The following is a 24074-nucleotide window of genomic DNA, read 5'->3' as shown; positions in this document are numbered from 1 at the left end:
CCACGGCCGAGAGGGGCGCGGCTGAAAGGCCCGTACCGGGACAAGGCACGGCCACCTCGTAGGCACCTACGAACGTTTGACGACACAACGACATTTGGGATGTCCCGGACGAGAGCTGCCGTTCCCGGACACCTCTGCCGCTTTCCAGCAGCGAATTCCGTGCCTGCTCTCCCCGTCAAGGGGGCCATTCTCCCGGTCGTTGACCGATGGACTGGCCCCACCAACTGCGGCCTCCCTAGGATGTGTTGTCGGCGAGGTGATCTCCTCGGCCGTCCTGCCCCTGGGGGAAGCCATGGAGCCTGGAAAGCTGTCCACGTCGATCGATGCGACGGTCCCCACGGCCGCGCGCATGTACGACCACTACCTCGGAGGCAAGGACAACTACGCCTCGGACCGGGCCGCCTGCGAGGAGCTGGACAAGGTCGTCCCCAGCACCCGGGCCCTCGCCCTGAACAACCGGCGCTTCCTCCAGCGGGTGGTCGGCACCCTGGCCGGCGACTTCGGCATCCGGCAGTTCCTCGACCACGGCTCCGGCCTGCCCACCCAGAACAACGTCCACCAGGTCGCGCAGGCCGTCGACCCCGCCTCGCGCGTGGTGTACGTCGACAACGATCCGATGGTCCTGGTCCACGGCCGCGCCCTGCTGGACCAGAACAACAACACCGCCGTCATCCACGCCGACATGCGCGAGACGGACCAGATCTTCTCCCACCCGGACACCGAGCGCCTGATCGACTTCTCGCAGCCGGTGGCCGTGCTGTTCAACTCGGTGTTCCACTGCATCCCGGACAGCGACACCGACGGTCCGCTCGCCGTGGCCCGCAGGGTGCGCGAGCGCCTCGCGCCCGGCAGCTTCATGGTGATGTGCCAGCTGGTCAGCGAGGACCCCGAGGTCCGCAAGTTCGTCACCGACTTCATGGACCAGGCGACGCAGGGGCACTGGGGCCGGGTACGTCAGCAGAAGGACGTCGCGGAGTACTTCGACGGCCTGGAGATTTTGGAGCCCGGCCTGGTGGAGGTCTCCACCTGGCGCCCGGACACCGAGGTGGCACCGCGGCAACTCACGCAGGAGTGGATCGAGTTCGGCGGAGCGGGCCGGCTGGTGTAGGGACCGGAGGCCGGGGAGCGGCGTCATCACCGCCGCTCCCGCCGCCTCTGTTGCTCATGCGTACCGCTTCATCGTCTCGCGCAGCCGCTCCAGCGACTCCCGCGGGTTGAGGGCCTCGTCGCCCAGGCGGTCCAGGGCGAGGCGGTACTCCTCGGTCTCGTCGCGGTCCTCCAGGAAGGCCGCGCTCTTGATGTGCTCCAGATAGACGATGTCGGGCAGATCGACGCCGCCGAACCGCAGATAGGTGATCGGCATGGCGGGCGCCGAGGCGTTGGTGACGTCCAGCGGCACGATCTGCACGGTCACATGCGGCCGCTGGGCCATCTCCACGAGGTGCTCCAGCTGCGCGTGCATCACCTCACGGCTGCCCAGGACCCGCAGCAGCACCGACTCGTCGACGACCGCCCACAGCTGGGGCGCGTCCGGGCGGTGCAGCAGCTGCCGCCGGCGCATCCGCAGCTCGACCCGCCGCTGCACCTCACGGGGCGGCGCGGTCGGCAGCCCACGCTCGACGACGGCCCGGGTGTAGTCGTCGGTCTGCAACAGACCGGGTACGTACTGGAGTTCAAAGGTACGGATGGAGGTCGCGGCCTCCTGGAGCCCGACCAGCCGGTCGAACCACTCCGGCATCAGCCGCTTGTCATAGCGCTGCCACCAGCCGGGCTCACCGGCGCGCCGCAGCAGCTGAAGCAGTACCGACGCCTCGTACTCCTCGGTGCCGTAGTGCTCCAGCAGGGCCCGCACGTCCGCCTCGGTCGGAGGCCGACGGCCCTTGCCCGCCTCGATGCGCGACAGCTTGGCCGGACTGAATCCCACGGCCCGCGCGACCTGGTCCTGGGACAGGCCGAGGTCCTCGCGGAGGCCGCCCAACTGGACGCCGACCAGCATCTTCAGCAAGGTCGGGGCGGGCTCGGTCCGGTCCAGATAGGGTTCGAGACGGGAGATGCGAGGTGACTCGGGCGACATCCTGACTCCCCGTAGACCGGCAGACGACAGACCGCATTATCGCATCCCGCTGCCGGGTGGCGCCGGAACCGCGAGAAGTGGAAGGCTCAACTTCCGTTTGCGGGCGGCATTTCGCCCTCCACCGGTCACGCGTTCCGGGGACAGTTGCCCGTGCTGCGCGGGGCCCTCTCACGTGGGCCTGCCTCGCACAGGCCCGCCCCGTGCCGACCCGTCCGTCTCACGCCAGGTGGTCGAACTCACCATCCTTCGCGCCGGCCAGGAAGGCCGCGATCTCAGCAGGGGTGTAGACGAGGGCAGGTCCGTCGGGGTGGCGGGAGTTGCGCATCGCGACACTGCCGTCGCCCAGGGCGGCAACCTCGACGCAGTTGCCCTCGGCATTGCTGTGCCGGCTCTTGATCCAGCGGACGCCCAACGAGTCTGCCCGTACGCCGTTCGGTGCTGTTGGCACTGCACTCTCCTTGCTCACGTTCCGTCACGCGCGTGCCCGAGGCCACAGCGGACCCGGACCGCACCACGAGCTCCACGCTGACATCTCACGCGAAATTTCCCGTGAAATTGCACGGAGACGCCGTTGGCGTGGATAATAGCCCGTGGCGTCAAGTGCAGCGCGGACGCCCCGTCCTGACCGTGTATCAGGGGAGACGTTGTGTCGTTACCTGCGTACGAAGGGCTCCGACTGCCCCGTGGCGCTGCGTCACATGAGGCGTTGAGGACAGCGCCACCAGCGCACAGCGGCCCCCCGGGCCCACGCCGGCTGGCCACACCGGAGTCCGAGCACACAGCACCCCGCTCCGCAGTCCTGCGCCTGGTCGGCGCCGAACGGGGCTGCGCCGAGGCCCGCGACTTCGTCCGTCGCACACTGGGCAGCTGGGAGCTCGACCACTGCGGCCCCGACGCCCTGACGGTGGTCACCGAGCTGCTCGCCAACGCCGTACTGCACGCCGCACCGCACTCCGCGGCCCGCCCCTCGGCCGACCCCGGCATCTGGCTCCGGCTCGGCGTCCGCCGCCCGGCCCACCTGGTCTGCGCGGTCACCGACCCGAGCGACCGCCCGCCGGTGTACCCGCACACCTCCGACCCCTTCGACGAGCACGGTCGCGGACTGCGCATCATCGACAGCCTGTCCGAACACTGGGGCTGGACCCGGCGGCATCCCCTGGGCAAGACGGTCTGGGCGATGCTCCCGACCGCCGGCGACTCCTGATCCGTCACGAGTCCTGCACTGCATCCGCAAATGTGCACTCGCACGTGAACAATTGACTAAGTTCCCGAACAGGGCGCCGACCCTACATATTTGGGATGTCCCCGTCCCTGGTGTAACACGGTCGCGTTCGTCTGACGCAGAACTAGGCGGAAGGAAGTCACCGCACAAAGTCCGAATCCCGGCGCAGTGCGGTGCCCAGTCGGCCCAATCAACGCGTCAGATCGGATTTCTAGTGAACACCGACCCGGTATCCGGATACCAGACGTACGACCAGCACCCGCCCCAGGACCGCACGGCCCGCAACAGGGCCACCGCCCGCAGAGCGTCGCTTGTGATCTGCACGATCGCCGACATCTCGGCCGGTCTGCTCGGCCTGTGGATCGTCCTGTACCTCCTCGACGCGAACCAGGGCAACGCCTTCGTGGAGTTCGTCCATGGCGCGGCGGACCTGCTCTCCGGATGGGCACGCGACATTTTCACGATGGACACAGAGGGCCTACGAGTCATCCTCAATTACGGCCTTCCCGCGGTCCTCTATCTGGCCCTCGGCCACGGAATTGCCGCCCGCCTGAACAGGGCCTGACGGCAATACCCACCGGAAGGACAACACAGTGACACGCACCCCCGCCGAAAACGATCACCTACCAATTTATGAAGACCTGGTGCGCGAACGCGGAGACGTCGTAACGGAAGCCCAAATAGCAGCCGCACACACCCAACACCAGGCAGCGGCACTCCTGCCGCAGGGCGACGCGGGGCAGTGGGGTCGGGAGCGGGGGTATGAGGGCGGGGGGCGGTAGCGCGCGACGCGGCCGGGGCCTGGGGACGGACGAGGGCCCGCGAGCGGCCGAGGAGCCACCAGGGGCGTGCCACGCATCTCTCCGATGCGGCGCGCCCCTACTTACAGGCAACCACTCGGACGGCCCGCACCCCCCTGCCCCCCGGCACGACCCGCCCCACAAACACCAAGACCCCGCACTCAGCTGACTCGCTGATGGCGGGGTCTTCGGGCACTTCCTGCGAAGTGCCCCCGGCAGGATTCGAACCTGCGCACACGGCTCCGGAGGCCGTTGCTCTATCCCCTGAGCTACGGGGGCGTGTCGGGCGCCTTGCTTGGCGGCGACGGGTAGAACCCTACCAGCTTCGGTGGGGTGTTCATGAACGGGTTTCCGGGGTCGTGGCACCCGGTGCGACCTGGGGTGGGTCGCCCGCAGGGGGGTGGAACTCGGGAAAACCCGGACGCGGTGGCCGGTCCGGACCTACTCTCGAGTTGTGCCAGGCGCTTCCGGCCGGGTCCTTGTTGTGGACGACAACAAGGTCATCCGGCAGCTGATCAGGGTCAATCTCGAGCTGGAGGGGCTCGAGGTGGTGACCGCGGCCGATGGTGCCGAGTGTCTGGATGTCGTTCATCAGGTGCGGCCCGACGTGATCACCCTCGACGTGGTCATGCCCCGACTGGACGGGCTGCGCACCGCCGCGAGGCTGCGTTCCGACCCCCGCACCCGTGATCTTCCCCTCGCCATCATCAGCGCCTGCACCCAGTACGAGGTCGACAGCGGTCTCGACGTCGGCGTCGACGCCTTCCTCGCCAAGCCCTTCGAGCCCGCCGAACTCGTGAGTCTCGTACGGCGGTTGATCGAGCGGAGCGGGAGCGGGGAGGCCGACGGGTGCCCCGAGGGCAGGGGTGCCGATGATGCCGTGCTCGGCGGCGTCCTGGGCGCCGGCGAGGCCGCCGGGCGGACCGGAGGCTGAGGCGGGCAGGGCTGCGGCAGAGCGGCGGCAGGGGCGGCTGAGTGACTGCCTGGTCGGTCGGACGCGTCTTCCGTCGCGTCGGAGCGGAGTAACCGACCCCGCCACCCTTCTCATAGGTCCAGCGCCACGCCGAGCCGTCAGGTGCAGCGCCACGCCGCGACCCTCGCGCTGCACCCCACCCCAGCTCCCCACCCCGTCCACATCGCGAAACCCAGCCCAAACCCATTCGCATACCCACCCCCCTCCTCCCATACGCTTGTCCCCGTGACCCCCGTCGAGCTCTCCCGTTCCGTGCTGTGCGCGGTGCGTCGTGCTGTCGACGAGGGGGAACTGGCCGTCGCCGTGCCCGAGCGAGCCTTGGTCACCGTGCCGGGGCCCGGTGGGTGTGGGGACTACGCCACCAACATCGCGCTCCAGCTCGCCCGCCCGGCCGGGCAGCCCGCCCTGCGTGTCGCCGAGATCCTGCGGTCGCACCTCGCGGGAGCGGACGGTGTCGCCGACGTCGTCGTCACCGGGCCCGGGTTCCTGAACATCCGCCTCGGCGGCACCGCCTCCGTCGCCCTCGTCGAGGAGATCCTTCGGCGCGGCGACCGGTACGGGTACGCCAAGGGTCCATCCGCGGACTTCGTACCGCTGTCGTGTCCGCGTGAGGTCCGGGCCGTCGTCGTGATGGACGCCGTCGCCCGGATCCTGCGTTCGCAGGGCGCCGCCGTACGCACCCGCTGCGAGGCCGAGCTCCCTCAGGAGTGGGTCGACGTCCTGGGCGTACGGGTGGACACGGTCGGCGGCGGGTCCGGCAGGCCGGGTGAGTCCGACACGGTCGGCCGCCGAGGCGATGACGCCCGCCCCCGTGCCACTCGGCACCAGCCCGTTCCGCCCGACGACCTCCCCCACTACGCCCTCCGCCCGGTACCCGCCCCGCTCGACCCCCTCTTCCTCGGACGCGACGCCGCCCGCTGGGCCCTGCTCCACCCCGCCGAGCACGACCGGCCGCGTGTCACCGACGAGCACCTCGTCCAGCGCGAGAGCAACCCTCTCTTCCGCGTCCGCTACGCATACGCCCGCACCCGGGCCCTCTCCCGCAACGCAGCCGACCTGGGATTCAGCGCCGAGCCGGGACCCGTAGAGCCATCCACAGGGCAATTCACGGACCGGCTCACTTCGCAGTCCCCGGCACACCTCACCCCCCACGCCCTCCAAACCGCCCTCGCCGACCACCCCCGAGTGCTCGCCCAGGCGGCAGCCCACCGGGCTCCCGACCGCCTTGCGCGGCATCTCGTCGCCGTCGCGGACGCCGCCCTTCCGTTGCCGGCCGTCGTGCTGCCGCGGGGTGCGGAGAAACCCTCGGCCGCCCACCGTGCCCGGCTCGCTCTTGCCGAAGCCGCCGGGGCGGTGCTGGCCGGTGGCCTGACCCTGCTCGGTATCGACGCACCCGAACATCTCTGAGAGAGCCCACGACAGTCATGAGCCGTTCCGCACACCCCGCCGGGCCCCGTCACGCCGATGTCCTGCCCGAGGGCCACTACTCCGCGCCGCCCGCCGACCTCAACGCCCTCGACGCGAAGGTGTGGGCGCAGACCGTCGGCCGTGACGCGGACGGCGTGGTCACCGTCGGCGGCGTCGACGTGAAGACCCTCGCCGAACAGCACGGCACGCCCGCCTACTTCATCGACGAGGCCGACTTCCGCGCCCGCGCCCGCTCCTGGCGCAGCGCCTTCGGCAACGACGCCGACGTCTTCTACGCCGGCAAGGCGTTCCTCTCCCGCGCCGTCGTGCGGTGGCTGCACGAGGAGGGGCTCAACCTGGACGTGTGCTCCGGCGGTGAGCTCGCCACCGCCCTCTCGGCCGGCATGCCCGCCGAGCGGATCGCCTTCCACGGCAACAACAAGTCCGTCGAGGAGATCACCCGGGCCATCGAGGCCGGCGTCGGGCGGATCGTCCTCGATTCCTTCCAGGAGATCGTGCGTGTCGCCCACGTCGCGCAAGGGCTCGGCAAGCGGCAGCGGGTGCAGATCCGTATCACCGTCGGCGTCGAGGCGCACACGCACGAGTTCATCGCCACCGCCCACGAGGACCAGAAGTTCGGCATTCCGCTCGCCGGAGGGCAGGCCGCCGAGGCGGTGCGGCGGGCGCTGAAGCTCGACGGGCTTGAGCTCATCGGCATCCACAGCCACATCGGGTCGCAGATCTTCGACATGTCCGGCTTCGAGGTCGCCGCGCACCGCGTCGTCGGGCTGCTCAAGGACATCCGTGACGAGCACGGTGTCGAGCTGCCCGAGATCGACCTCGGCGGCGGGCTCGGCATCGCGTACACGAGCGCCGACGACCCGCGCGAACCGCACGAGATCGCCAAGGCGCTCACCGAGATCGTCACCCGTGAGTGCGAGGGCGCCCGACTGCGCACCCCGCGGATCTCCGTCGAGCCGGGGCGGGCCATCGTCGGGCCCACCGCGTTCACGCTCTACGAGGTCGGCACCATCAAGCCCCTCGACAACCTCCGTACCTACGTCTCCGTCGACGGCGGCATGTCCGACAACATCCGTACTGCGCTGTACGACGCCGAGTACAGCGTGGCGCTCGTGTCACGGACCTCCGACGCCGAGCCCATGCTCGCGCGGGTCGTCGGCAAGCACTGCGAGAGCGGGGACATCGTGGTGAAGGACGCGTTCCTGCCGGCCGACCTGGCACCGGGTGACCTGATCGCCGTACCGGCGACGGGTGCCTACTGCCGGTCCATGGCCAGCAACTACAACCACGTGCTGCGGCCCCCGGTCGTGGCCGTGCACGAGGGCGGGTCCCGGGTGATCGTCCGGCGCGAGACCGAAGAGGATCTTCTTCGGCTCGACGTCGGCTGAGCAGCGAATACAGCGGGGTGGAAGATCTCCTGTCTTCCACCCCGGTACAAATGAAATAGATGTCTCACGATCCGGACGAAGGGCAGAAACTCCCGTCCGGTGAGTGAGACTGGTGCAACCGTAGACGGTATGAGGAAACGAGGTCGGATGATGCGTACGCGTCCGCTGAAGGTGGCGCTGCTGGGCTGTGGGGTTGTCGGCTCAGAGGTGGCGCGCATCATGACGACGCACGCCGACGACCTCGCCGCCCGGATCGGCGCCCCCGTCGAACTCGCGGGCGTGGCGGTACGGCGGCCCTCCAGGGTCCGTGAGGGCATCGACCCCGCGCTGATCACCACCGACGCCACCGCCCTCGTCAAACGCGGCGACATCGACGTCGTGGTCGAGGTCATCGGCGGCATCGAGCCGGCCCGCACCCTCATCACCACCGCCTTCGAGCACGGCGCCTCCGTCGTCTCCGCCAACAAGGCCCTCCTCGCCCAGGACGGCGCCGCCCTGCACGCCGCCGCGGAGGCGAACGACAAGGACCTCTACTACGAGGCCGCCGTCGCCGGCGCCATCCCGCTGATCCGCCCGCTGCGCGAGTCCCTCGCAGGCGACAAGGTCAACCGGGTGCTCGGGATCGTCAATGGCACCACGAACTTCATCCTCGACAAGATGGACTCGACCGGCGCCGGCTATCAGGAGGCCCTCGACGAGGCCACCGCGCTCGGGTACGCGGAGGCCGACCCCACCGCCGACGTCGAGGGCTTCGACGCCGCCGCCAAGGCCGCGATCCTCGCCGGCATCGCCTTCCACACGCGCGTGCGTCTCGACGACGTCTACCGCGAGGGCATGACCGAGGTGACCGCGGCCGACTTCGCCTCCGCCAAGGAGATGGGCTGCACCATCAAGCTGCTCGCCATCTGCGAGCGGGCCGGTGACGGCGCCTCCGTCACCGCGCGCGTGCATCCCGCGATGATCCCGCTGACCCACCCGCTCGCCTCCGTGCGCGGCGCCTACAACGCCGTGTTCGTGGAGTCCGACGCCTCCGGGCAGCTCATGTTCTACGGCCCCGGCGCGGGCGGTGCTCCCACCGCGTCCGCCGTGCTCGGCGACCTCGTCGCCGTCTGCCGCAACCGACTCAGCGGGGCAACGGGGCCCGGCGAGTCGGCGTACGCCGCCCTGACCGTGTCGCCCATGGGCGACGTCACCACGCGCTACCACATCAGCCTCGACGTCGCCGACAAACCGGGTGTTCTCGCCCAGGTGGCGACCGTGTTCGCGGAGCACGGAGTGTCGATCGATACGGTGCGCCAGCAAGGACGGCAGGACGGAGGCGGCGAGGCATCCCTCGTCGTCGTCACCCACCGTGCGTCCGACGCGGCCCTCGTCGGGACCGTCGAGGCGCTGCGCAAGCTCGACACCGTGCGGGGTGTCGCCAGCATCATGCGGGTTGAAGGAGAGTAACCAGCAATGACCCACCAGTGGCGCGGAATCATCGAGGAGTACCGGGACCGGCTGCCCGTCTCCGACACCACGCCGGTCGTGACGCTCCGCGAGGGCGGCACGCCCCTCGTGCCCGCGCAGGTGCTCTCCGAGCGCACGGGCTGCGAGGTCCACCTCAAGGTGGAGGGTGCCAACCCCACCGGGTCCTTCAAGGACCGCGGCATGACCATGGCCATCACGCGGGCCAAGGAGGAGGGCGCCAAGGCCGTCATCTGCGCCTCCACCGGCAACACCTCCGCCTCGGCCGCCGCCTACGCCGTGCGCGCGGGCATGGTCTCGGCCGTGCTCGTCCCGCAGGGCAAGATCGCGCTCGGCAAGATGGGCCAGGCCCTCGTGCACGGCGCGAAGATCCTCCAGGTCGACGGCAACTTCGACGACTGCCTCACGCTCGCCCGCGACCTGAGCGACAACTACCCCGTGGCGCTGGTGAATTCGGTCAACCCGGTGCGTATCGAGGGGCAGAAGACGGCCGCCTTCGAGATCGTGGACATGCTGGGCGACGCCCCCGACATCCACGTCCTCCCGGTGGGCAACGCGGGCAACATCACCGCGTACTGGAAGGGGTACAAGGAGTACGCCGCCGACGGTGTCTCCGAGCAGACCCCGCGCATGTGGGGCTTCCAGGCCTCCGGCTCCGCGCCGATCGTGCGCGGCGAGGTCGTCAAGGACCCCTCGACCATCGCCACCGCGATCCGTATCGGCAACCCGGCCTCCTGGCAGTACGCCATCGACGCGCGGGACGAGTCGGGCGGCTTCATCGACGAGGTGACGGACCGTGAAATCCTGCGCGCCTACCGGCTGTTGGCAGCTCAGGAGGGCGTCTTCGTCGAGCCCGCGTCCGCCGCGTCGGTCGCCGGTCTGCTGAAGGCCGCCGAGCAGGGCAAGGTCGACCCGGGCCAGCGCATCGTGTGCACCGTCACCGGCAACGGCCTCAAGGACCCCGACTGGGCCGTCGCGGGCGCCCCGCAGCCCGTCACCGTCCCGGTCGACGCGGCGACGGCGGCCGAGCGGCTCGGGCTGGCGTAAGCCGGGCCACGCTCCGTCGCAGCAGGCTCGCGCGGGCGGCCACGAGGCGCTCTGCCTGGGGAACTTCCCTACAAGGGGTGCACGGGGGGCATACGACACGCATCGTGCGCCTCCTGTGCGCCCTATGTCGCCACAGAACCTACCTTCGATACGCTGTACTGAACCCGCCCGCCGCATATGCCTCCGCATAGGTGCGGTGCCGCGCCGTCTCCGCGGCCCGGAAGCGGTCCCAGAGGTTCTCGTACGTCATCGAATGTCTTCGACAATCGACAATCACCGCAGCTCAAGGAGAGTCATCGAGCGATGGCCGGTCCAGCCTTCCGCGCCGCCGCCGTCCGGGTGCGCGTCCCCGCCACCAGCGCCAACCTCGGTCCGGGCTTCGACGCCCTCGGCCTGTCGCTGGGGCTCTACGACGACGTGGTCGTCCGGGTGGCCGACTCCGGGCTGCACATCGACATCGCGGGTGAGGGCAGCGAGACGCTGCCGCGCGACGAGAACCACCTGCTCGTACGTTCCCTGCGCACCGCCTTCGATCTGCTGGGCGGCCAGCCGCGCGGCCTGGAGATCGTCTGCGCCAACCGCATCCCGCACGGCCGCGGCCTCGGCTCCTCCTCCGCCGCCATCTGCGCCGGCATCGTCGCCGCGCGTGCCGTGACCATAGGCGGCGAGGCCCGGCTCGACGACGCGGCCCTGCTCGAACTCGCCACCGAGATCGAGGGTCACCCCGACAACGTCGCCGCCTGTCTGCTGGGCGGATTCACCCTGTCCTGGATGGAGGCCGGCGCCGCCCGGGCCATCAGGATGGAACCCGCCGATTCCATCGTTCCGGTGGTTTTCGTACCCGGTAAGCCGGTCCTGACGGAGACCGCGCGCGGACTGCTGCCGCGCACCGTCCCGCACGTCGACGCAGCCACCAACGCGGGCCGTGCCGCCCTGCTCGTCGAGGCCCTCACCCGGCGCCCCGAGCTGCTGCTGCCCGCCACAGAGGACCGTCTGCACCAGGAGTACCGCGCTCCCGCGATGCCGGAGAGCGCCGCGCTGGTGGAGCGGCTGCGGGCCGACGGAGTGCCGGCGGTCATCTCGGGCGCGGGACCAACTGTGCTGGCACTGGCCGACGAGGACAGCGCCGACAAGGTCGCCCATCTGGCAGGCGAGGGGTGGGCCGCGAACCGGCTCGACCTCGACGCCCAGGGAGCGAGCGTGCTGCCGCTTGCGACCTGACACACGGTTGCCGGATTTCGAGAGGGGGAATGTTTGTTGGATCCGGTAGTGTTAACCTCAAGTCTGCACCCGACCCCACCATGGCGAGGTGCTTCGTGTCCCCGTCCGGGACAGACATTCTTCCGGGAGCCTCCCAAGCCGCACTGTGTTCCGTACGACGTACGCGGGCAGTACCTCGTACACGAGCACTGAGCGACTCGACGGGCACGCTCCGGAACCGGCGCGACCGAGCCGCGTGACACCGACACTCAGTGCCACGGCTTTGGGAACCGCCATCACCAGAAATTTCTCCGCCGTTTTGGGCGGACCACCGCCCCGGCGCGGTCCACACACCAAGGACCTAAGCCGGACAGCACAACCGGTCGCCGAGCCAGACAGGCCGACGTCCGCTCCAGGGAAGGACCCTTCGTGAGCGACACCACCGATCTGATGGGCGCACGTGTCGAGGAGACCGCTGCCGCGCCCGCCACGGACGCCTCCGCGCCTGCCGGCGGTGCCGGCTCCCGGCGGCGCCGCGGTACCGGCCTCGAGGGCATGGTGCTGGCCGAGCTTCAGCAGGTCGCATCCGGCCTCGGCATCAGGGGCACGGCGCGCATGCGTAAGAGCCAGCTGATCGAGGTCATCAAGGAGGCGCAGGCCGGGGGAGGTGCCGCGGCTCCGAAGGTGGAGGCCGCCACCGAGACCAAGCCCAAGCGCCGCGCCACCTCCAAGGCCCGTACCGGCGAGGACGCCGAGAAGAAGGCGGAGAAGGCGGCTGAGGCCCCCGCCGAGAAGGCCGTGGCCCAGCAGCAGATCGAGATTCCCGGCCAGCCGGCCGGTGGTCCCTCCCGCGACGGGAACGAGGACGCCCCGGCCGAGCGCCGTCGTCGTCGCGCCACCGCGGACGCGGGCAGCCCGTCCGCCGCGCCGGAGACCGTCGCCGCCGAGGCCAAGAACGAGCCGAAGGCCGAGACGCCCGCGCAGTCGCAGGGCGACGCCAAGAGCGACGCCGACGGCGGCGAGGGCCGTCGTCGTGACCGCCGTGAGCGCGGCCGCGACCGTGACCGCGGCGACCGCGGTGACCGCGGTGACCGTCGCAAGGGCGACGATCAGCAGGGCGGCGGCCGTCAGGACCGTCAGCAGGGCCAGCAGCAGGGCGGTGGCCGTCAGGACCGCCAGCGCGACAACGGCCCGCAGGACGACGACGACTTCGAGGGCGGCCGGCGTGGCCGTCGCGGCCGCTACCGGGACCGTCGTGGCCGTCGTGGCCGTGACGACGTGCAGGAGCCGCAGATCACCGAGGACGACGTCCTGATCCCGGTCGCGGGCATCCTGGACATCCTCGACAACTACGCCTTCATCCGTACGTCGGGCTACCTGCCGGGCCCCAACGACGTGTACGTCTCCCTCGCCCAGGTCCGCAAGAACGGCCTGCGCAAGGGCGACCACATCACCGGCGCGGTCCGTCAGCCCAAGGAAGGCGAGCGGCGCGAGAAGTTCAACGCGCTGGTCCGCCTCGACTCCGTCAACGGCATGGCGCCCGAACACGGCCGCGGCCGCCCGGAGTTCAACAAGCTCACCCCGCTCTACCCGCAGGACCGCCTCCGCCTGGAGACGGACCCGGGCGTCCTCACCACGCGCATCATCGACCTGGTGTCGCCGATCGGTAAGGGCCAGCGCGGTCTGATCGTGGCCCCGCCGAAGACCGGCAAGACCATGATCATGCAGGCGATCGCCAACGCGATCACGCACAACAACCCCGAGTGCCACCTGATGGTCGTCCTCGTCGACGAGCGTCCGGAAGAGGTCACCGACATGCAGCGGTCGGTGAAGGGCGAGGTCATCTCCTCGACCTTCGACCGTCCGGCCGAGGACCACACCACGGTCGCCGAACTCGCCATCGAGCGTGCGAAGCGTCTGGTGGAGCTGGGTCACGACGTCGTCGTGCTGCTCGACTCGATCACCCGTCTGGGCCGTGCGTACAACCTCGCCGCCCCGGCCTCCGGCCGCATCCTGTCCGGTGGTGTCGACTCGACCGCCCTGTACCCGCCGAAGCGCTTCTTCGGTGCGGCCCGCAACATCGAGGACGGCGGCTCGCTGACCATCCTCGCCACCGCGCTGGTGGACACCGGGTCCCGCATGGACGAGGTGATCTTCGAGGAGTTCAAGGGCACCGGCAACATGGAGCTCAAGCTCGACCGGAAGCTCGCCGACAAGCGCATCTTCCCGGCGGTGGACGTGGACGCGTCCGGTACCCGCAAGGAAGAGATCCTGCTCGGCAACGAGGAGCTGGCGGTCACCTGGAAGCTCCGCCGGGTGCTGCACGCGCTCGACCAGCAGCAGGCCATCGAGCTGCTCCTCGACAAGATGAAGCAGACCAAGTCGAACATCGAGTTCCTGATGCAGATCCAGAAGACGACGCCGACCCCCGGCAACGGCGACTGACCGGATCCGATCCGCAAAAGGCCGCTCCCCGTCAAACAGTGACGGGGAGCGGCCTTTTGGCGCTGAAAGGAGCGGGCGTATCTGTGCGCCCCTTCCTACTCTTGTGTCTCTGGGGGGACTTTCTTGACCACCAATCCGTCCGGCAGTGGTCGTCACAGACGCCGGATACGTTTCGGGCTGCCCGTGGCCGCGGCCGGCCTCGCCGCGGCGGTCGCCACCGCGCTGCTGACCTCGTCCGCGGGGGCCGCGACCGCACTGCCCAGGCCCACCGTGAAGCCCGTGACCGGTTCGGCCTCACCGGCCGAGCTGGAGCGGCGCGTCGCGGGCGCCGTCGCCGGTGACGACACCGCGGGGGAGACGTCGAAGAAGTCGTCGTACGGTGCGAGCACGACCGACGCCGCGGGTGACTCCACCGTGAGCCCCATGGTCATCGGCGGCACCACCACCAGCATCACCTCGGCGCCCTGGATGGCGCAGCTCTGGTACTACGACGACCAGGGCACCGCCGACGAGGCCGACGACACGGGCTTCTTCTGCGGCGGCGCCGTCGTCGCGCCGACGAAGATCCTCACCGCCGCGCACTGCGTCAAGGGCTACGACTGGTACAACTACGGCGCCGTCGTCACCGGCACCAACCAGCTGCCGACCACCGACGACGCCGGCAACAGCGACCTGCACGGCGGCACGGTCTCGCTGCCGTACCGGCAGTGGAACCACCCGTCGTACAGCGCGACGACGATCGACAACGACATCGCCGTGATCACGCTGGCCAACCCGGTCAAGGCGACGCCGATCCGCATGACGACGTCCGGCGACACCGCCTCGTACGCCGCCGGCACGAGCGCCAAGGTCTACGGCTGGGGCCGCACCAGCTCCACCAGCCAGGACATCTCGCAGTCGCTGAAGTCGGCGACGCTGCCGATCCAGTCCGACACCACGTGCGCGGGCTTCTACGGCGGCGACTTCGTCAAGGGCCACATGGTCTGCGCGGGCAAGCCGGCCACCGGCAGCGACACCGGCACGGTCTCCGCCTGCAACGGCGACTCCGGCGGGCCGCTCGTGGTGAACGGCCGTATCGCGGGTGTCGTCTCCTGGGGCGTGCAGGACTGCGTCGCCAAGGGCGCGTACAGCGTGTTCGCCAAGGTCACCTCCTACGTCGGTGCCGCCTACCCGCGCATCGACGACACCAACATCAGCGGTGACCACCGGGCCGACCTGTGGCTGCGCAACGCCTCCACCAGGACGGGTTACTCCAAGGACTCCAACGGCACCACGTTCGCCGCGCGCGAGTCCTGGGGCGACTGGAGCGGCGTGAACCTGGTCCTGCAGACCGACCTCGACCGGGACGGCTACCAGGACCTGCTGTTCCGGCGCAGCTCGGACGGCGACATGTTCTGGTCGCACTTCGTGCCGTCCAGCGGCACCTGGGCCACCAAGCAGATCGCCGACAACTGGAAGACCCGCACCCGCGTCGTCGTCCCGGGTGACGTCACCGGCGACTACCTGCCCGACCTGCTCTCGGTCGACTCCGCCGGCTACCTGTGGATCTACCCGGGCAAGGGCAACGGCACCTTCGGCACCCGTGTGAAGGTCGGCTCCGGCTGGAACCAGTACAACTCCCTGCGCGGACACGGCGACTTCACCGGCGACGGCAAGACCGACCTGATCGCGCGCAGCTCGTCCGGCGGCTACATCTACCTGTTCAAGGGCACCGGCAAGTCCGGCACGGGCGCCTTCGCCACCCGGGTCAAGGTGCGCACGTGGGCGACGTACAACGGCTTCGACGCCGTCGGTGACGTCACCGGTGACGGCAAGGCCGACTTCATGGCCCGCAACTCCTCCGGCACGCTCTACCTGTACCCGGGCACCGGAAAGGCCACGAGCGAGATCTTTGCCACACCGAAGTCCGTCGGTACCGATTTCAAGCAGTACGACATCTTCGGCTGAAAGCCCAGGTGAGACCGGCACCCCCGGTGTCGCCGACTACGGACTGTGCCCATCGCCTCCCAGGCGGTGGGCACAGTCCGTTGTGCAACCCTTTCCCGGGTTTCCCCGTCTGACCGGACGGGGTGACGATGGTGCGGTAAGGGCCTTTTGGCCATGCCTGACCCTGACAGCAGGGGGTAGCCGACCGGACGAGAACCGAGGAGCAGAGTGACCGCCGAGAGCACGCCGGAGCCCGGCATACCGGGCGAGAACGGGACCAACGGCCCGCGCAATCGCGCCAAGGGCCGTCGCCGCAAGCCCCGCGAGAAGCGGAAGGGCCTGCGGATCATGGCCTGGACGGCCGCCGGGATCGTGGTCCTGGGCGGAACCGGTGCCGGGTACCTCTACTTCAAGCTCAACGGCAACCTCAAGAGCGTCGACATCGACCAGGCCCTCGGCACCGACCGGCCGCAGAAGGTCGACAACGGCTCGGAGAACATCCTCGTCCTCGGCTCGGACACCCGCTCCGGCAGCAACAAGAAGCTCGGCGGCGGCGCCGACGACGGCAGCGCGCGCTCGGACACGGCGATGATCCTGCACGTCTACGAGGGCCACAAGAAGGCCAGCGTGGTCTCGATCCCGCGCGACACCCTCATCGACCGCCCCGAGTGCACCGACACCGACGGCAACACGCACGACGCCGCCTCCGGCGTGATGTTCAACGAGGCGTACTCAACGGGCGGCGCCGCCTGCACGGTGAAGACCGTCGAGTCCGTCACCGGCATCCGCATGGACCACTATCTCGAGGTCGACTTCTCCGGCTTCCAGAAGCTGATCGACGAACTCGGCGGCGTCGAGGTCACCACCACCAAGGACATCAAGGACCCCGACAGCCACCTCGACCTCAAGGCCGGCACCCACCAGCTCGACGGCGAGCAGGCCCTCGGGCTGGTCCGCACCCGCCACGGCGTGGGCGACGGCTCCGACCTCGGCCGCATCCAGCTGCAGCAGGCCTTCGTCAAGGCGCTGCTGGAGCAGATGAAGGACATCAACCTCTTCGGCAACCCCAAGCGGCTGTACGACCTGGCCAACACCGCCACCAAGACGGTCACCACCGACTCCGACCTGGGCTCGGTCAACAAGCTCATGTCCTTCGCCAATGGCCTCAAGGGCATCAGCTCCAAGAACACGACCATGGTCACCCTGCCGGTCCGGTACGACCCGGCGGACCCGAACCGCGTGATCGTGGCCGAGGCGAAGGCCAAGCAGGTCTGGACGGCCCTGAAGAACGACAAGCCGATCCCGAAGGCGGCGACCGAGGGCACGGCCAAGGGCGACGCCAACGGTGTCGTGACGGCGACGCCATCGCCGAAGGAGTAGAGGCGCAACCGGCTGCGGAATAGATCGGAGCGGCCCCCGGTTTTGGGGGATGGCCCCAGTCCTGGCAGACTGGTACGTCGGCTCCGGTTCACGTCTCCGCATCCCGCGGTGGCGACCCGGCGCCCTCCCGAAACTAGGAGACACCTTGAAGCGCGACATCCACCCCGAGTACGTCGAGACGCAGGTCAGCTGCACCTGTGGCGCGTCGTTCACCACCCGTAGCACGATCGCCAGCGGCACCATCCGTGCCGAGGTCTGCTCCGAGTGCCACCCGTTCTACACGGGCAAGCAGAAGATCCTCGACACCGGTGGCCGTGTGGCCCGCTTCGAGGCCCGCTTCGGCAAGGCTGCTGCCGGCTCCAAGAAGTAGCGAGCTCCAATTCGCCGGTCCACGGCCGCGCCCTGTCTCAGGCGCGCCGGGACCGGCGTTTTTGGTCGCCCGCCCTTCACAGACGTATTTCACACAGGAGCCCAAGATGTTCGAGGCCGTCGAGGAACTGGTCGCTGAGCACGCCGACCTGGAGACGAAGCTCGCCGACCCTTCGGTGCACGCCGACCAGGCGAACGCGCGCAAGCTGAACAAGCGCTACGCCGAGCTCACCCCGATCGTTGCCACGTACCGCTCCTGGAAGCAGACCGGCGACGACATCGACACGGCGAAGGAACTCGCCGCCGACGACCCGGACTTCGCGGCCGAGGTCAAGGAGCTGGACAAGCAGCGCGAGGAACTGACCGAGAAGCTGCGACTCCTGCTCGTCCCGCGTGACCCGAGTGACGACAAGGACGTCATTCTGGAGATCAAGGCGGGCGCCGGCGGTGACGAGTCCGCGCTGTTCGCGGGGGACCTGCTGCGCATGTACCTGCGGTACGCCGAGCGCGTCGGCTGGAAGACCGAGATCATCGACGCCACCGAGTCCGAGCTGGGCGGCTACAAGGACGTCCAGGTCGCGGTGAAGACCAAGGGCGGCCAGGGCGCCACGGAGCCCGGCCAGGGTGTCTGGGCCCGGCTGAAGTACGAGGGCGGCGTGCACCGCGTGCAGCGGGTGCCGGCGACCGAGTCGCAGGGCCGTATCCACACCTCCGCGGCCGGTGTGCTCGTCACGCCCGAGGCCGAGGAGATCGACGTCGAGATCAACCCGAACGACCTCCGCATCGACGTGTACCGGTCGTCCGGCCCGGGTGGCCAGTCCGTCAACACCACCGACTCCGCCGTGCGCATCACGCACATTCCGACCGGAGTCGTCGCCTCCTGCCAGAACGAGAAGAGCCAGCTCCAGAACAAGGAGCAGGCGATGCGTATCCTGCGCTCCAGGCTGCTCGCAGCGGCGCAGGAGGAGGCCGAGAAGGAGGCCGCCGACGCCCGCCGCAGCCAGGTCCGCACCGTCGACCGCTCCGAGAAGATCCGTACCTACAACTTCCCGGAGAATCGCATCTCGGACCACCGCGTCGGCTTCAAGTCGTACAACCTGGACCAGGTCCTGGACGGCGACCTCGACGCGGTGATCCAGGCCTGCGTCGACGCGGACTCGGCGGCGAAGCTGGCGGCCGCGTAAGGGCGTAGGGGACGGACGTACGCACGGACGAGTACGACACGGAGGACTTGCGTGCAGCAATTCATCGGGGGGCGGACCCCAAGCCCCCGCAGCGTGCTGCTCGCGGAGGTGGCACAGGCCACCCAGCGGCTGGCGGACGCCGGCGTGCCCTCGCCGCGCACCGACGCGGAGGAGCTCGCCGCGTTCGTGCACGGCGTGAAGCGCGGCGAGCTGCACTCCGTGAAGGACTCGGACTTCGACGCCCGGTACTGGGAGGTCATCGCCCGCCGTGAGCAGCGCGAGCCGCTCCAGCACATCACCGGGCGTGCGTACTTCCGCTATCTCGAACTCCAAGTCGGGCCGGGCGTGTTCGTGCCGCGGCCCGAGACCGAGTCGGTGGTCGGCTGGGCCATAGACGCGGTGCGCGCGATGGACGTCGTCGAGCCCTGCATCGTCGACCTGTGCACCGGCTCGGGCGCCATCGCGCTCGCCCTCGCCCAGGAGGTCCCGCGCTCGCGCGTGCACGCCGTGGAGCTGTCCGAGGACGCCCTGGTGTGGACGCGCAAGAACGTGGAGGGCTCGCGCGTCGAACTGCGCCAGGGCAACGCGCTGGACGCCTTCCCCGACCTCGACGGCCAGGTCGATCTGGTCATCTCCAACCCGCCCTACATCCCGCTCACCGAATGGGAGTACGTCGCTCCGGAGGCGCGGGACTACGATCCCGATCTCGCCCTGTTCTCCGGCGAGGACGGCCTCGACCTCATCCGCGGCCTGGAGCGGACCGCACACCGTCTCCTGCGGCCCGGCGGCGTCGTCGTCATCGAGCACGCCGACACCCAGGGCGGTCAGGTGCCGTGGATCTTCACAGAGGAGCGGGGCTGGGCCGACGCGGCCGACCACCCCGACCTCAACAACCGCCCCCGGTTCGCGACGGCCCGCAAGGCGCTGCCGTGACCGCCCCGCAGACTCTTTCCCGGAAGCACGTGTACTTCGTGTACGAGGAGGCCCGCTAGATATGGCACGGCGATACGACACCAACGACGCGACCGACCGCACGACCGGTCTGCGTGAGGCCGCGTCCGCCGTCCGCCGTGGCGAGCTCGTGGTCCTCCCGACCGACACGGTGTACGGCATCGGCGCCGACGCGTTCACCAAGGAGGCCGTCGGTGATCTGCTGGAGGCCAAGGGCCGGGGCCGCAACATGCCCACCCCTGTCCTGATCGGCTCCCCGAACACGCTCCACGGTCTCGTCACCGACTTCTCCGAGCTGGCCTGGGAGCTCGTCGACGCGTTCTGGCCGGGCGCGCTCACGCTCGTCGCCAAGCACCAGCCGTCCCTCCAGTGGGACCTCGGTGACACCCGGGGCACGGTTGCCGTGCGCATGCCACTGCACCCGGTCGCCATCGAGCTCCTGACCGAGGTCGGCCCGATGGCCGTGTCCTCGGCGAACCTCACCGGACACCCGGCGCCGGAGGACTGTGACGCCGCGCAGGAGATGCTCGGCGACTCGGTCTCGGTGTACCTCGACGGCGGCCCGACCCCGGGCAACGTCCCGTCGTCCATCGTCGACGTCACGCGCGAGGTGCCGTTGCTGCTGCGCGCGGGTGCCCTCTCGGCGGAGGATCTGCGGAAGGTCGTACCCGACCTCGAGGTGGCGAATTGACCGCCCCTGAGTCCCCCGCTCTTTCGGCCGCGCCCGGGCAGGGGGTACCCCCATGCGTGGCATAGGCAACGGGGAAAGCGCGGCGGAGATCACGACCACCTTCGTGGGACTGCCGCGCGACAGCTTCCGCATCCTCCACGTCAGCACCGGCAACGTGTGCCGCTCGCCGATCACCGAGCGGCTGACCCGTCATTTCGTGACGCAGCGGCTCGGTGTGCTCGGCGGCTCGCTGATCGTGGAGAGCGCGGGCACCTGGGGCCACGAGGGCGCGGCCATGGAGTCCAACGCGGAGACGGTCCTCGCCGACTTCGGCGCGGACGCCTCCGGCTTCGTCGGCCGCGAGCTCCTCGACGAGCACGTCATCATGGCGGACCTGGTCCTCACGGCCACCCGCGACCACCGCGCCCAGGTCATCTCCATGGGGCATTCGGCGGGCCTGCGCACCTTCACCCTGAAGGAGTTCACCCGCCTGGTCCGCGCCATAGACCCCGCGACGCTGCCTCCCCTGGAGGACGGCGTGGTCCAGCGCGCACGCGCCCTGGTGCGCGCCGCGGCGGCTCTACGCGGGTGGCTGCTGGCGCCGACGGCCGAGGCCGACGAGGTGTACGACCCGTACGGGGCGCCGCTGACGTTCTTCCGCTCGGTGGGCGAGGAGATACACGAGGCACTGGATCCGGTGGTGACCGCGCTCACCGGAGTACCCGCGAGGACGTGACAGCCGGGCGCCCTGGGCGCACCGGGCCTACATTGGACGTACGTCACCGCCGACGCACGCCCGGAGCCCACCATGTCGGTCACCCCTACCCTCGAGGCCGATGTCCTGCGCCGTCAGGACCCCCAGCTCGCCGACATCCTGCTCGGGGAGCTCGACCGGCAGTCGACGACGCTCCAGCTCATCGCGGCGGAGAACTTCACGTCGCCCGCCGTGCTGGCGGCCCTCGGATCGCCGCTGGCCAACAAGTACGCCGAGGGCTACCCGGGCGACAGGTACCACGGCGGATGCGAGATGGTCGACGCCGCCGAGCGGCTCGCCGTGGAACGCGCCAAGGCGCTGTTCGGGGCCGAACACGCCAACGTGCAGTCCCACTCCGGGTCTTCGGCCGTCCTCGCCGCGTACGCCGCCCTGCTGCGCCCCGGCGACACCGTCCTCGCCCTCGGCCTGCCCTACGGCGGACACCTCACCCACGGCTCGCCCGCGAACTTCTCCGGCCGCTGGTTCGACTTCGTCGGCTACGGGGTCGACGCCGAGACCGGGCTCATCGACCACGACCAGGTGCGCACCCTCGCCCGCAACCACCGACCCAAGGCCCTGGTGTGCGGGTCCATCGCCTATCCGCGGCACATCGACTACGCCGTCTTCCGTGACATCGCCGACGAGGTGGGCGCCTATCTCATCGCCGACGCCGCCCACCCCATGGGGCTCGTCGCCGGGGGAGCGGCGCCGAGTCCGGTGCCGTACGCCGATGTGGTGTGCGCCACCACCCACAAGGTGCTGCGCGGCCCGCGCGGCGGCATGATCCTGTGCGGCTCGGACCTCGCCGAGCGCGTCGACCGCGCCGTGTTCCCGTTCACGCAGGGCGGCGCCCAGATGCACACCATCGCCGCCAAGGCCGTCGTGTTCGGCGAGGCGGCGACGCCGGCGTTCGCGGTGTACGCCCATCAGGTGGTGGCCAACGCGCGCATCCTGGCCGCCCACCTCGCCGAGGAGGGCCTCGTCGTCACCACCGGCGGGACCGACACCCACCTGATCACCGCCGATCCCGCGCCCCTCGGCGTGGACGGCCGTGATGCGCGCGGCCGGCTCGCGGCGGCCGGAGTGGTCCTGGACTGCTGTGCGCTGCCTCACGGTGACGCCCGCGGTCTGCGCCTGGGCACCGCGGCCGTGACCACCCAGGGCATGGGGGAGGAGGAGATGGTGTGGCTCGCTGCGCTGCTGGCGGGAGTGCTGCGGGGCGAGAGGGAAAGTCACAAGGCCCGTGAAGAAGTGCGGGAGCTCACCGGTAGATTTCCGCCGTATCCCGGCTGAGGCGGGGTAGACGCACTCGAGCACACAGCCACACGTGCAACCATCGTCGCTACCCGGAAGTCCCCACACATATGCGTCGCGTATGCGTACGTCGCTAGTGTGTGGGGCTGAGATGGCCAGCGAGACTTGTGGGGAAGCCCGTGCGTGAATACCTGCTGACGCTCTGCATCACGGCCGCGGTGACGTATCTGCTGACAGGGCCGGTACGTAAGTTCGCGATCGTGGCCGGAGCGATGCCGGAGATCCGGGCACGTGACGTGCACCGGGAGCCAACTCCGCGGCTCGGCGGTATCGCCATGTTCTTCGGCCTGTGCGCGGGCCTGCTGGTCGCCGACCACCTCACCAACCTCAGTGCCGTCTTCGAGAAGTCGAACGAACCGCGGGCGCTGCTCTCCGGAGCGGCGCTCATCTGGCTGATCGGCGTCCTGGACGACAAGTTCGAGATCGACGCCCTGATCAAGCTGGGCGGCCAGATGATCGCGGCCGGCGTCATGGTCATGCAGGGTCTGACGATCCTGTGGCTGCCCATCCCCAGCGTCGGCAACGTCGCGCTGACCCAGTGGCAGGGCACCCTGCTCACCGTCGCCCTCGTCGTCATCACCATCAACGCGGTCAACTTCGTCGACGGCCTCGACGGCCTCGCCGCCGGCATGGTCTGCATCGCGTCGGCGGCGTTCTTCCTCTACGCCTACCGCGTCTGGGTGTCGTACGGCATCGAGGCCGCCGCCCCGGCCACCCTGTTCTCGGCGATCCTGATGGGCATGTGCCTGGGCTTCCTGCCGCACAACATGCACCCGGCGCGCATCTTCATGGGCGACTCCGGCTCGATGCTGATCGGCCTGGTCCTCGCCGCGGGCGCGATCTCCATCACGGGACAGGTCGACCCGGACGCGCTGAAGCTGTTCGCCGGCTCCGAGAAGGCGGCCGTGCACCAGACGGTGCCGGTCTACATCCCGCTGCTGCTGCCGCTGACGATCATCGCGATCCCGGCCGCCGACCTGGTGCTGGCGATCGTGCGCCGCACCTGGCGCGGTCAGTCGCCGTTCGCCGCCGACCGCGGCCATCTGCACCACCGGCTGCTGGAGATCGGCCACTCCCACAGCCGCGCGGTGCTGATCATGTACTTCTGGTCGGCGCTGATCGCCTTCGGCGCGCTCGCCTACTCCGTGAACTCGGCGTCGATGTGGATCGTGCTCGGCGTGGTGTTCCTGAGCTTCATCGGCCTGGTCCTGCTGCTCCTGCCGCGCTTCACGCCGCGTGCCCCGCGCTGGGCCGAGGCCTTCGTGCCGCCGCGCTACCGCCGGGGCGGGGCCGTCGCCGAGCCCGCGGCCGGCACACCGCAGACCGCGATCGCCGAGTCCGAGGAGCAGCCGCGCACCCCGGTCGCCGCCGGGGCCGGCCGCGTCAACGGAGCTACCGCGCTGGGCGCTCGTTCGCGGCCCCTGGACAGGCGTAAAGCCGGAACGTCCCGCTGACGGTCAAGGTAAGAGAAGGCCCAAGGTA

21 protein-coding genes and 1 tRNA gene are annotated in these 24074 nt (G+C 69.9%); 19 read left to right on the top strand and 3 right to left on the bottom strand.

The window, feature by feature from the left end; translation table 11 throughout:
- Positions 1–292 precede the first annotated feature (292 nt).
- Positions 293–1108 (top strand): SAM-dependent methyltransferase, encoded by an 816-nt coding sequence (locus CP983_RS14025; protein ID WP_125527901.1) that lies wholly within the window; start codon positions 293–295, stop codon positions 1106–1108.
- A 54-nt stretch (positions 1109–1162) separates the two neighbouring features.
- Here CP983_RS14025 and CP983_RS14020 read toward each other — a convergent pair whose 3' ends face one another.
- Complete coding sequence (locus tag CP983_RS14020) at positions 1163–2074, bottom strand: helix-turn-helix domain-containing protein (RefSeq protein WP_125527902.1); 912 nt, start codon at positions 2072–2074, stop codon at positions 1163–1165.
- 217 nt (positions 2075–2291) lie between these two features.
- Positions 2292–2522 (bottom strand): DUF397 domain-containing protein, encoded by a 231-nt coding sequence (locus CP983_RS14015; protein ID WP_107902826.1) that lies wholly within the window; start codon positions 2520–2522, stop codon positions 2292–2294.
- Positions 2523–2780: 258 nt separating this feature from the next.
- Between CP983_RS14015 and CP983_RS14010 the strand changes: the two genes are divergently transcribed.
- Together CP983_RS14010 and CP983_RS14005 are read left to right on the top strand one after the other, a co-directional pair.
- Positions 2781–3278 (top strand): ATP-binding protein, encoded by a 498-nt coding sequence (locus CP983_RS14010; protein ID WP_167537700.1) that lies wholly within the window; start codon positions 2781–2783, stop codon positions 3276–3278.
- A gap of 232 nt (positions 3279–3510) precedes the next feature.
- Positions 3511–3861 carry a hypothetical protein gene (locus tag CP983_RS14005; RefSeq protein ID WP_107902824.1) on the top strand — a complete coding sequence of 117 codons (351 nt, stop codon included), beginning with the start codon at positions 3511–3513 and terminating at the stop codon, positions 3859–3861.
- A 442-nt stretch (positions 3862–4303) separates the two neighbouring features.
- Here the strand turns inward: CP983_RS14005 and CP983_RS13995 are convergent.
- Positions 4304–4375: transfer RNA gene (locus tag CP983_RS13995), tRNA-Arg, on the bottom strand.
- A gap of 175 nt (positions 4376–4550) precedes the next feature.
- On the opposite strand from CP983_RS13995, the gene CP983_RS13990 reads away from it, so the two are divergent.
- From CP983_RS13990 to CP983_RS13915, 16 genes are all read left to right on the top strand, one after another.
- On the top strand, positions 4551–5030 hold the full coding sequence (locus CP983_RS13990; protein WP_229914870.1) for a response regulator: 480 nt from the start codon (positions 4551–4553) through the stop codon (positions 5028–5030).
- A 264-nt stretch (positions 5031–5294) separates the two neighbouring features.
- Entirely contained in the window at positions 5295–6476 is a 1182-nt protein-coding gene (gene nrtL, locus CP983_RS13985) for an ArgS-related anticodon-binding protein NrtL (RefSeq protein ID WP_150499776.1), read from the top strand.
- 17 nt (positions 6477–6493) lie between these two features.
- Positions 6494–7885, top strand: coding sequence for a diaminopimelate decarboxylase (gene lysA / locus CP983_RS13980; protein ID WP_125524919.1), 1392 nt, complete (start codon positions 6494–6496; stop codon positions 7883–7885).
- 150 nt (positions 7886–8035) lie between these two features.
- Positions 8036–9334: a homoserine dehydrogenase gene (locus tag CP983_RS13975; RefSeq protein ID WP_107905180.1), complete on the top strand. Its 1299-nt coding sequence runs from the start codon at positions 8036–8038 to the stop codon at positions 9332–9334.
- 6 nt (positions 9335–9340) lie between these two features.
- Positions 9341–10399, top strand: a complete 1059-nt coding sequence (gene thrC / locus CP983_RS13970) for a threonine synthase (protein WP_125524920.1) — start codon at positions 9341–9343, stop codon at positions 10397–10399.
- A 303-nt stretch (positions 10400–10702) separates the two neighbouring features.
- A complete protein-coding gene (thrB, locus tag CP983_RS13965; protein ID WP_030947226.1) occupies positions 10703–11620 on the top strand; it encodes a homoserine kinase in 918 nt (305 codons plus the stop codon).
- 408 nt (positions 11621–12028) lie between these two features.
- Positions 12029–14044, top strand: a complete 2016-nt coding sequence (rho, locus tag CP983_RS13960) for a transcription termination factor Rho (protein ID WP_150499775.1) — start codon at positions 12029–12031, stop codon at positions 14042–14044.
- A gap of 165 nt (positions 14045–14209) precedes the next feature.
- Positions 14210–15991 (top strand): trypsin-like serine protease, encoded by a 1782-nt coding sequence (locus CP983_RS13955; RefSeq protein WP_150506582.1) that lies wholly within the window; start codon positions 14210–14212, stop codon positions 15989–15991.
- A gap of 207 nt (positions 15992–16198) precedes the next feature.
- Positions 16199–17350 (top strand): LCP family protein, encoded by a 1152-nt coding sequence (locus CP983_RS13950; protein WP_150499774.1) that lies wholly within the window; start codon positions 16199–16201, stop codon positions 17348–17350.
- A gap of 145 nt (positions 17351–17495) precedes the next feature.
- Positions 17496–17720: a 50S ribosomal protein L31 gene (gene rpmE / locus CP983_RS13945; protein WP_030944953.1), complete on the top strand. Its 225-nt coding sequence runs from the start codon at positions 17496–17498 to the stop codon at positions 17718–17720.
- Between the two features lie 106 nt (positions 17721–17826).
- On the top strand, positions 17827–18903 hold the full coding sequence (gene prfA, locus CP983_RS13940) for a peptide chain release factor 1 (protein ID WP_107902783.1): 1077 nt from the start codon (positions 17827–17829) through the stop codon (positions 18901–18903).
- Positions 18904–18996: 93 nt separating this feature from the next.
- Entirely contained in the window at positions 18997–19836 is an 840-nt protein-coding gene (prmC, locus tag CP983_RS13935) for a peptide chain release factor N(5)-glutamine methyltransferase (protein WP_150506580.1), read from the top strand.
- A gap of 61 nt (positions 19837–19897) precedes the next feature.
- Positions 19898–20545, top strand: coding sequence for an L-threonylcarbamoyladenylate synthase (locus tag CP983_RS13930; protein ID WP_030944961.1), 648 nt, complete (start codon positions 19898–19900; stop codon positions 20543–20545).
- A gap of 52 nt (positions 20546–20597) precedes the next feature.
- Entirely contained in the window at positions 20598–21260 is a 663-nt protein-coding gene (locus tag CP983_RS13925; RefSeq protein WP_030944966.1) for an arsenate reductase/protein-tyrosine-phosphatase family protein, read from the top strand.
- 72 nt (positions 21261–21332) lie between these two features.
- Positions 21333–22571 carry a serine hydroxymethyltransferase gene (locus CP983_RS13920; RefSeq protein ID WP_150499773.1) on the top strand — a complete coding sequence of 413 codons (1239 nt, stop codon included), beginning with the start codon at positions 21333–21335 and terminating at the stop codon, positions 22569–22571.
- A 140-nt stretch (positions 22572–22711) separates the two neighbouring features.
- A complete protein-coding gene (locus tag CP983_RS13915; protein ID WP_107902777.1) occupies positions 22712–24046 on the top strand; it encodes an MraY family glycosyltransferase in 1335 nt (444 codons plus the stop codon).
- The last annotated feature ends 28 nt before the right edge of the window (positions 24047–24074 follow it).

It is taken from the genome of Streptomyces chartreusis (genome assembly GCF_008704715.1).
Classification (GTDB): domain Bacteria; phylum Actinomycetota; class Actinomycetes; order Streptomycetales; family Streptomycetaceae; genus Streptomyces; species Streptomyces chartreusis.
Note: the sequence above shows the minus strand (reverse complement) of the source record. Positions and strands in the feature narration are given on the sequence as shown.

What these genes read in the sequence shown, in the direction of transcription:
- CP983_RS14025 (WP_125527901.1), top strand. Translation starts at nt 293, where the DNA reads ATGGAGCCTGGAAAGCTGTCCACGTCGATCGATGCGACGGTCCCCACG.
- CP983_RS14020 (WP_125527902.1), bottom strand. Translation starts at nt 2,074, where the DNA reads ATGTCGCCCGAGTCACCTCGCATCTCCCGTCTCGAACCCTATCTGGAC.
- lysA (WP_125524919.1), top strand. Translation starts at nt 6,494, where the DNA reads ATGAGCCGTTCCGCACACCCCGCCGGGCCCCGTCACGCCGATGTCCTG.
- CP983_RS13975 (WP_107905180.1), top strand. Translation starts at nt 8,036, where the DNA reads ATGCGTACGCGTCCGCTGAAGGTGGCGCTGCTGGGCTGTGGGGTTGTC.
- thrC (WP_125524920.1), top strand. Translation starts at nt 9,341, where the DNA reads ATGACCCACCAGTGGCGCGGAATCATCGAGGAGTACCGGGACCGGCTG.
- thrB (WP_030947226.1), top strand. Translation starts at nt 10,703, where the DNA reads ATGGCCGGTCCAGCCTTCCGCGCCGCCGCCGTCCGGGTGCGCGTCCCC.
- prfA (WP_107902783.1), top strand. Translation starts at nt 17,827, where the DNA reads ATGTTCGAGGCCGTCGAGGAACTGGTCGCTGAGCACGCCGACCTGGAG.
- CP983_RS13930 (WP_030944961.1), top strand. Translation starts at nt 19,898, where the DNA reads ATGGCACGGCGATACGACACCAACGACGCGACCGACCGCACGACCGGT.
- CP983_RS13925 (WP_030944966.1), top strand. Translation starts at nt 20,598, where the DNA reads ATGCGTGGCATAGGCAACGGGGAAAGCGCGGCGGAGATCACGACCACC.
- CP983_RS13920 (WP_150499773.1), top strand. Translation starts at nt 21,333, where the DNA reads ATGTCGGTCACCCCTACCCTCGAGGCCGATGTCCTGCGCCGTCAGGAC.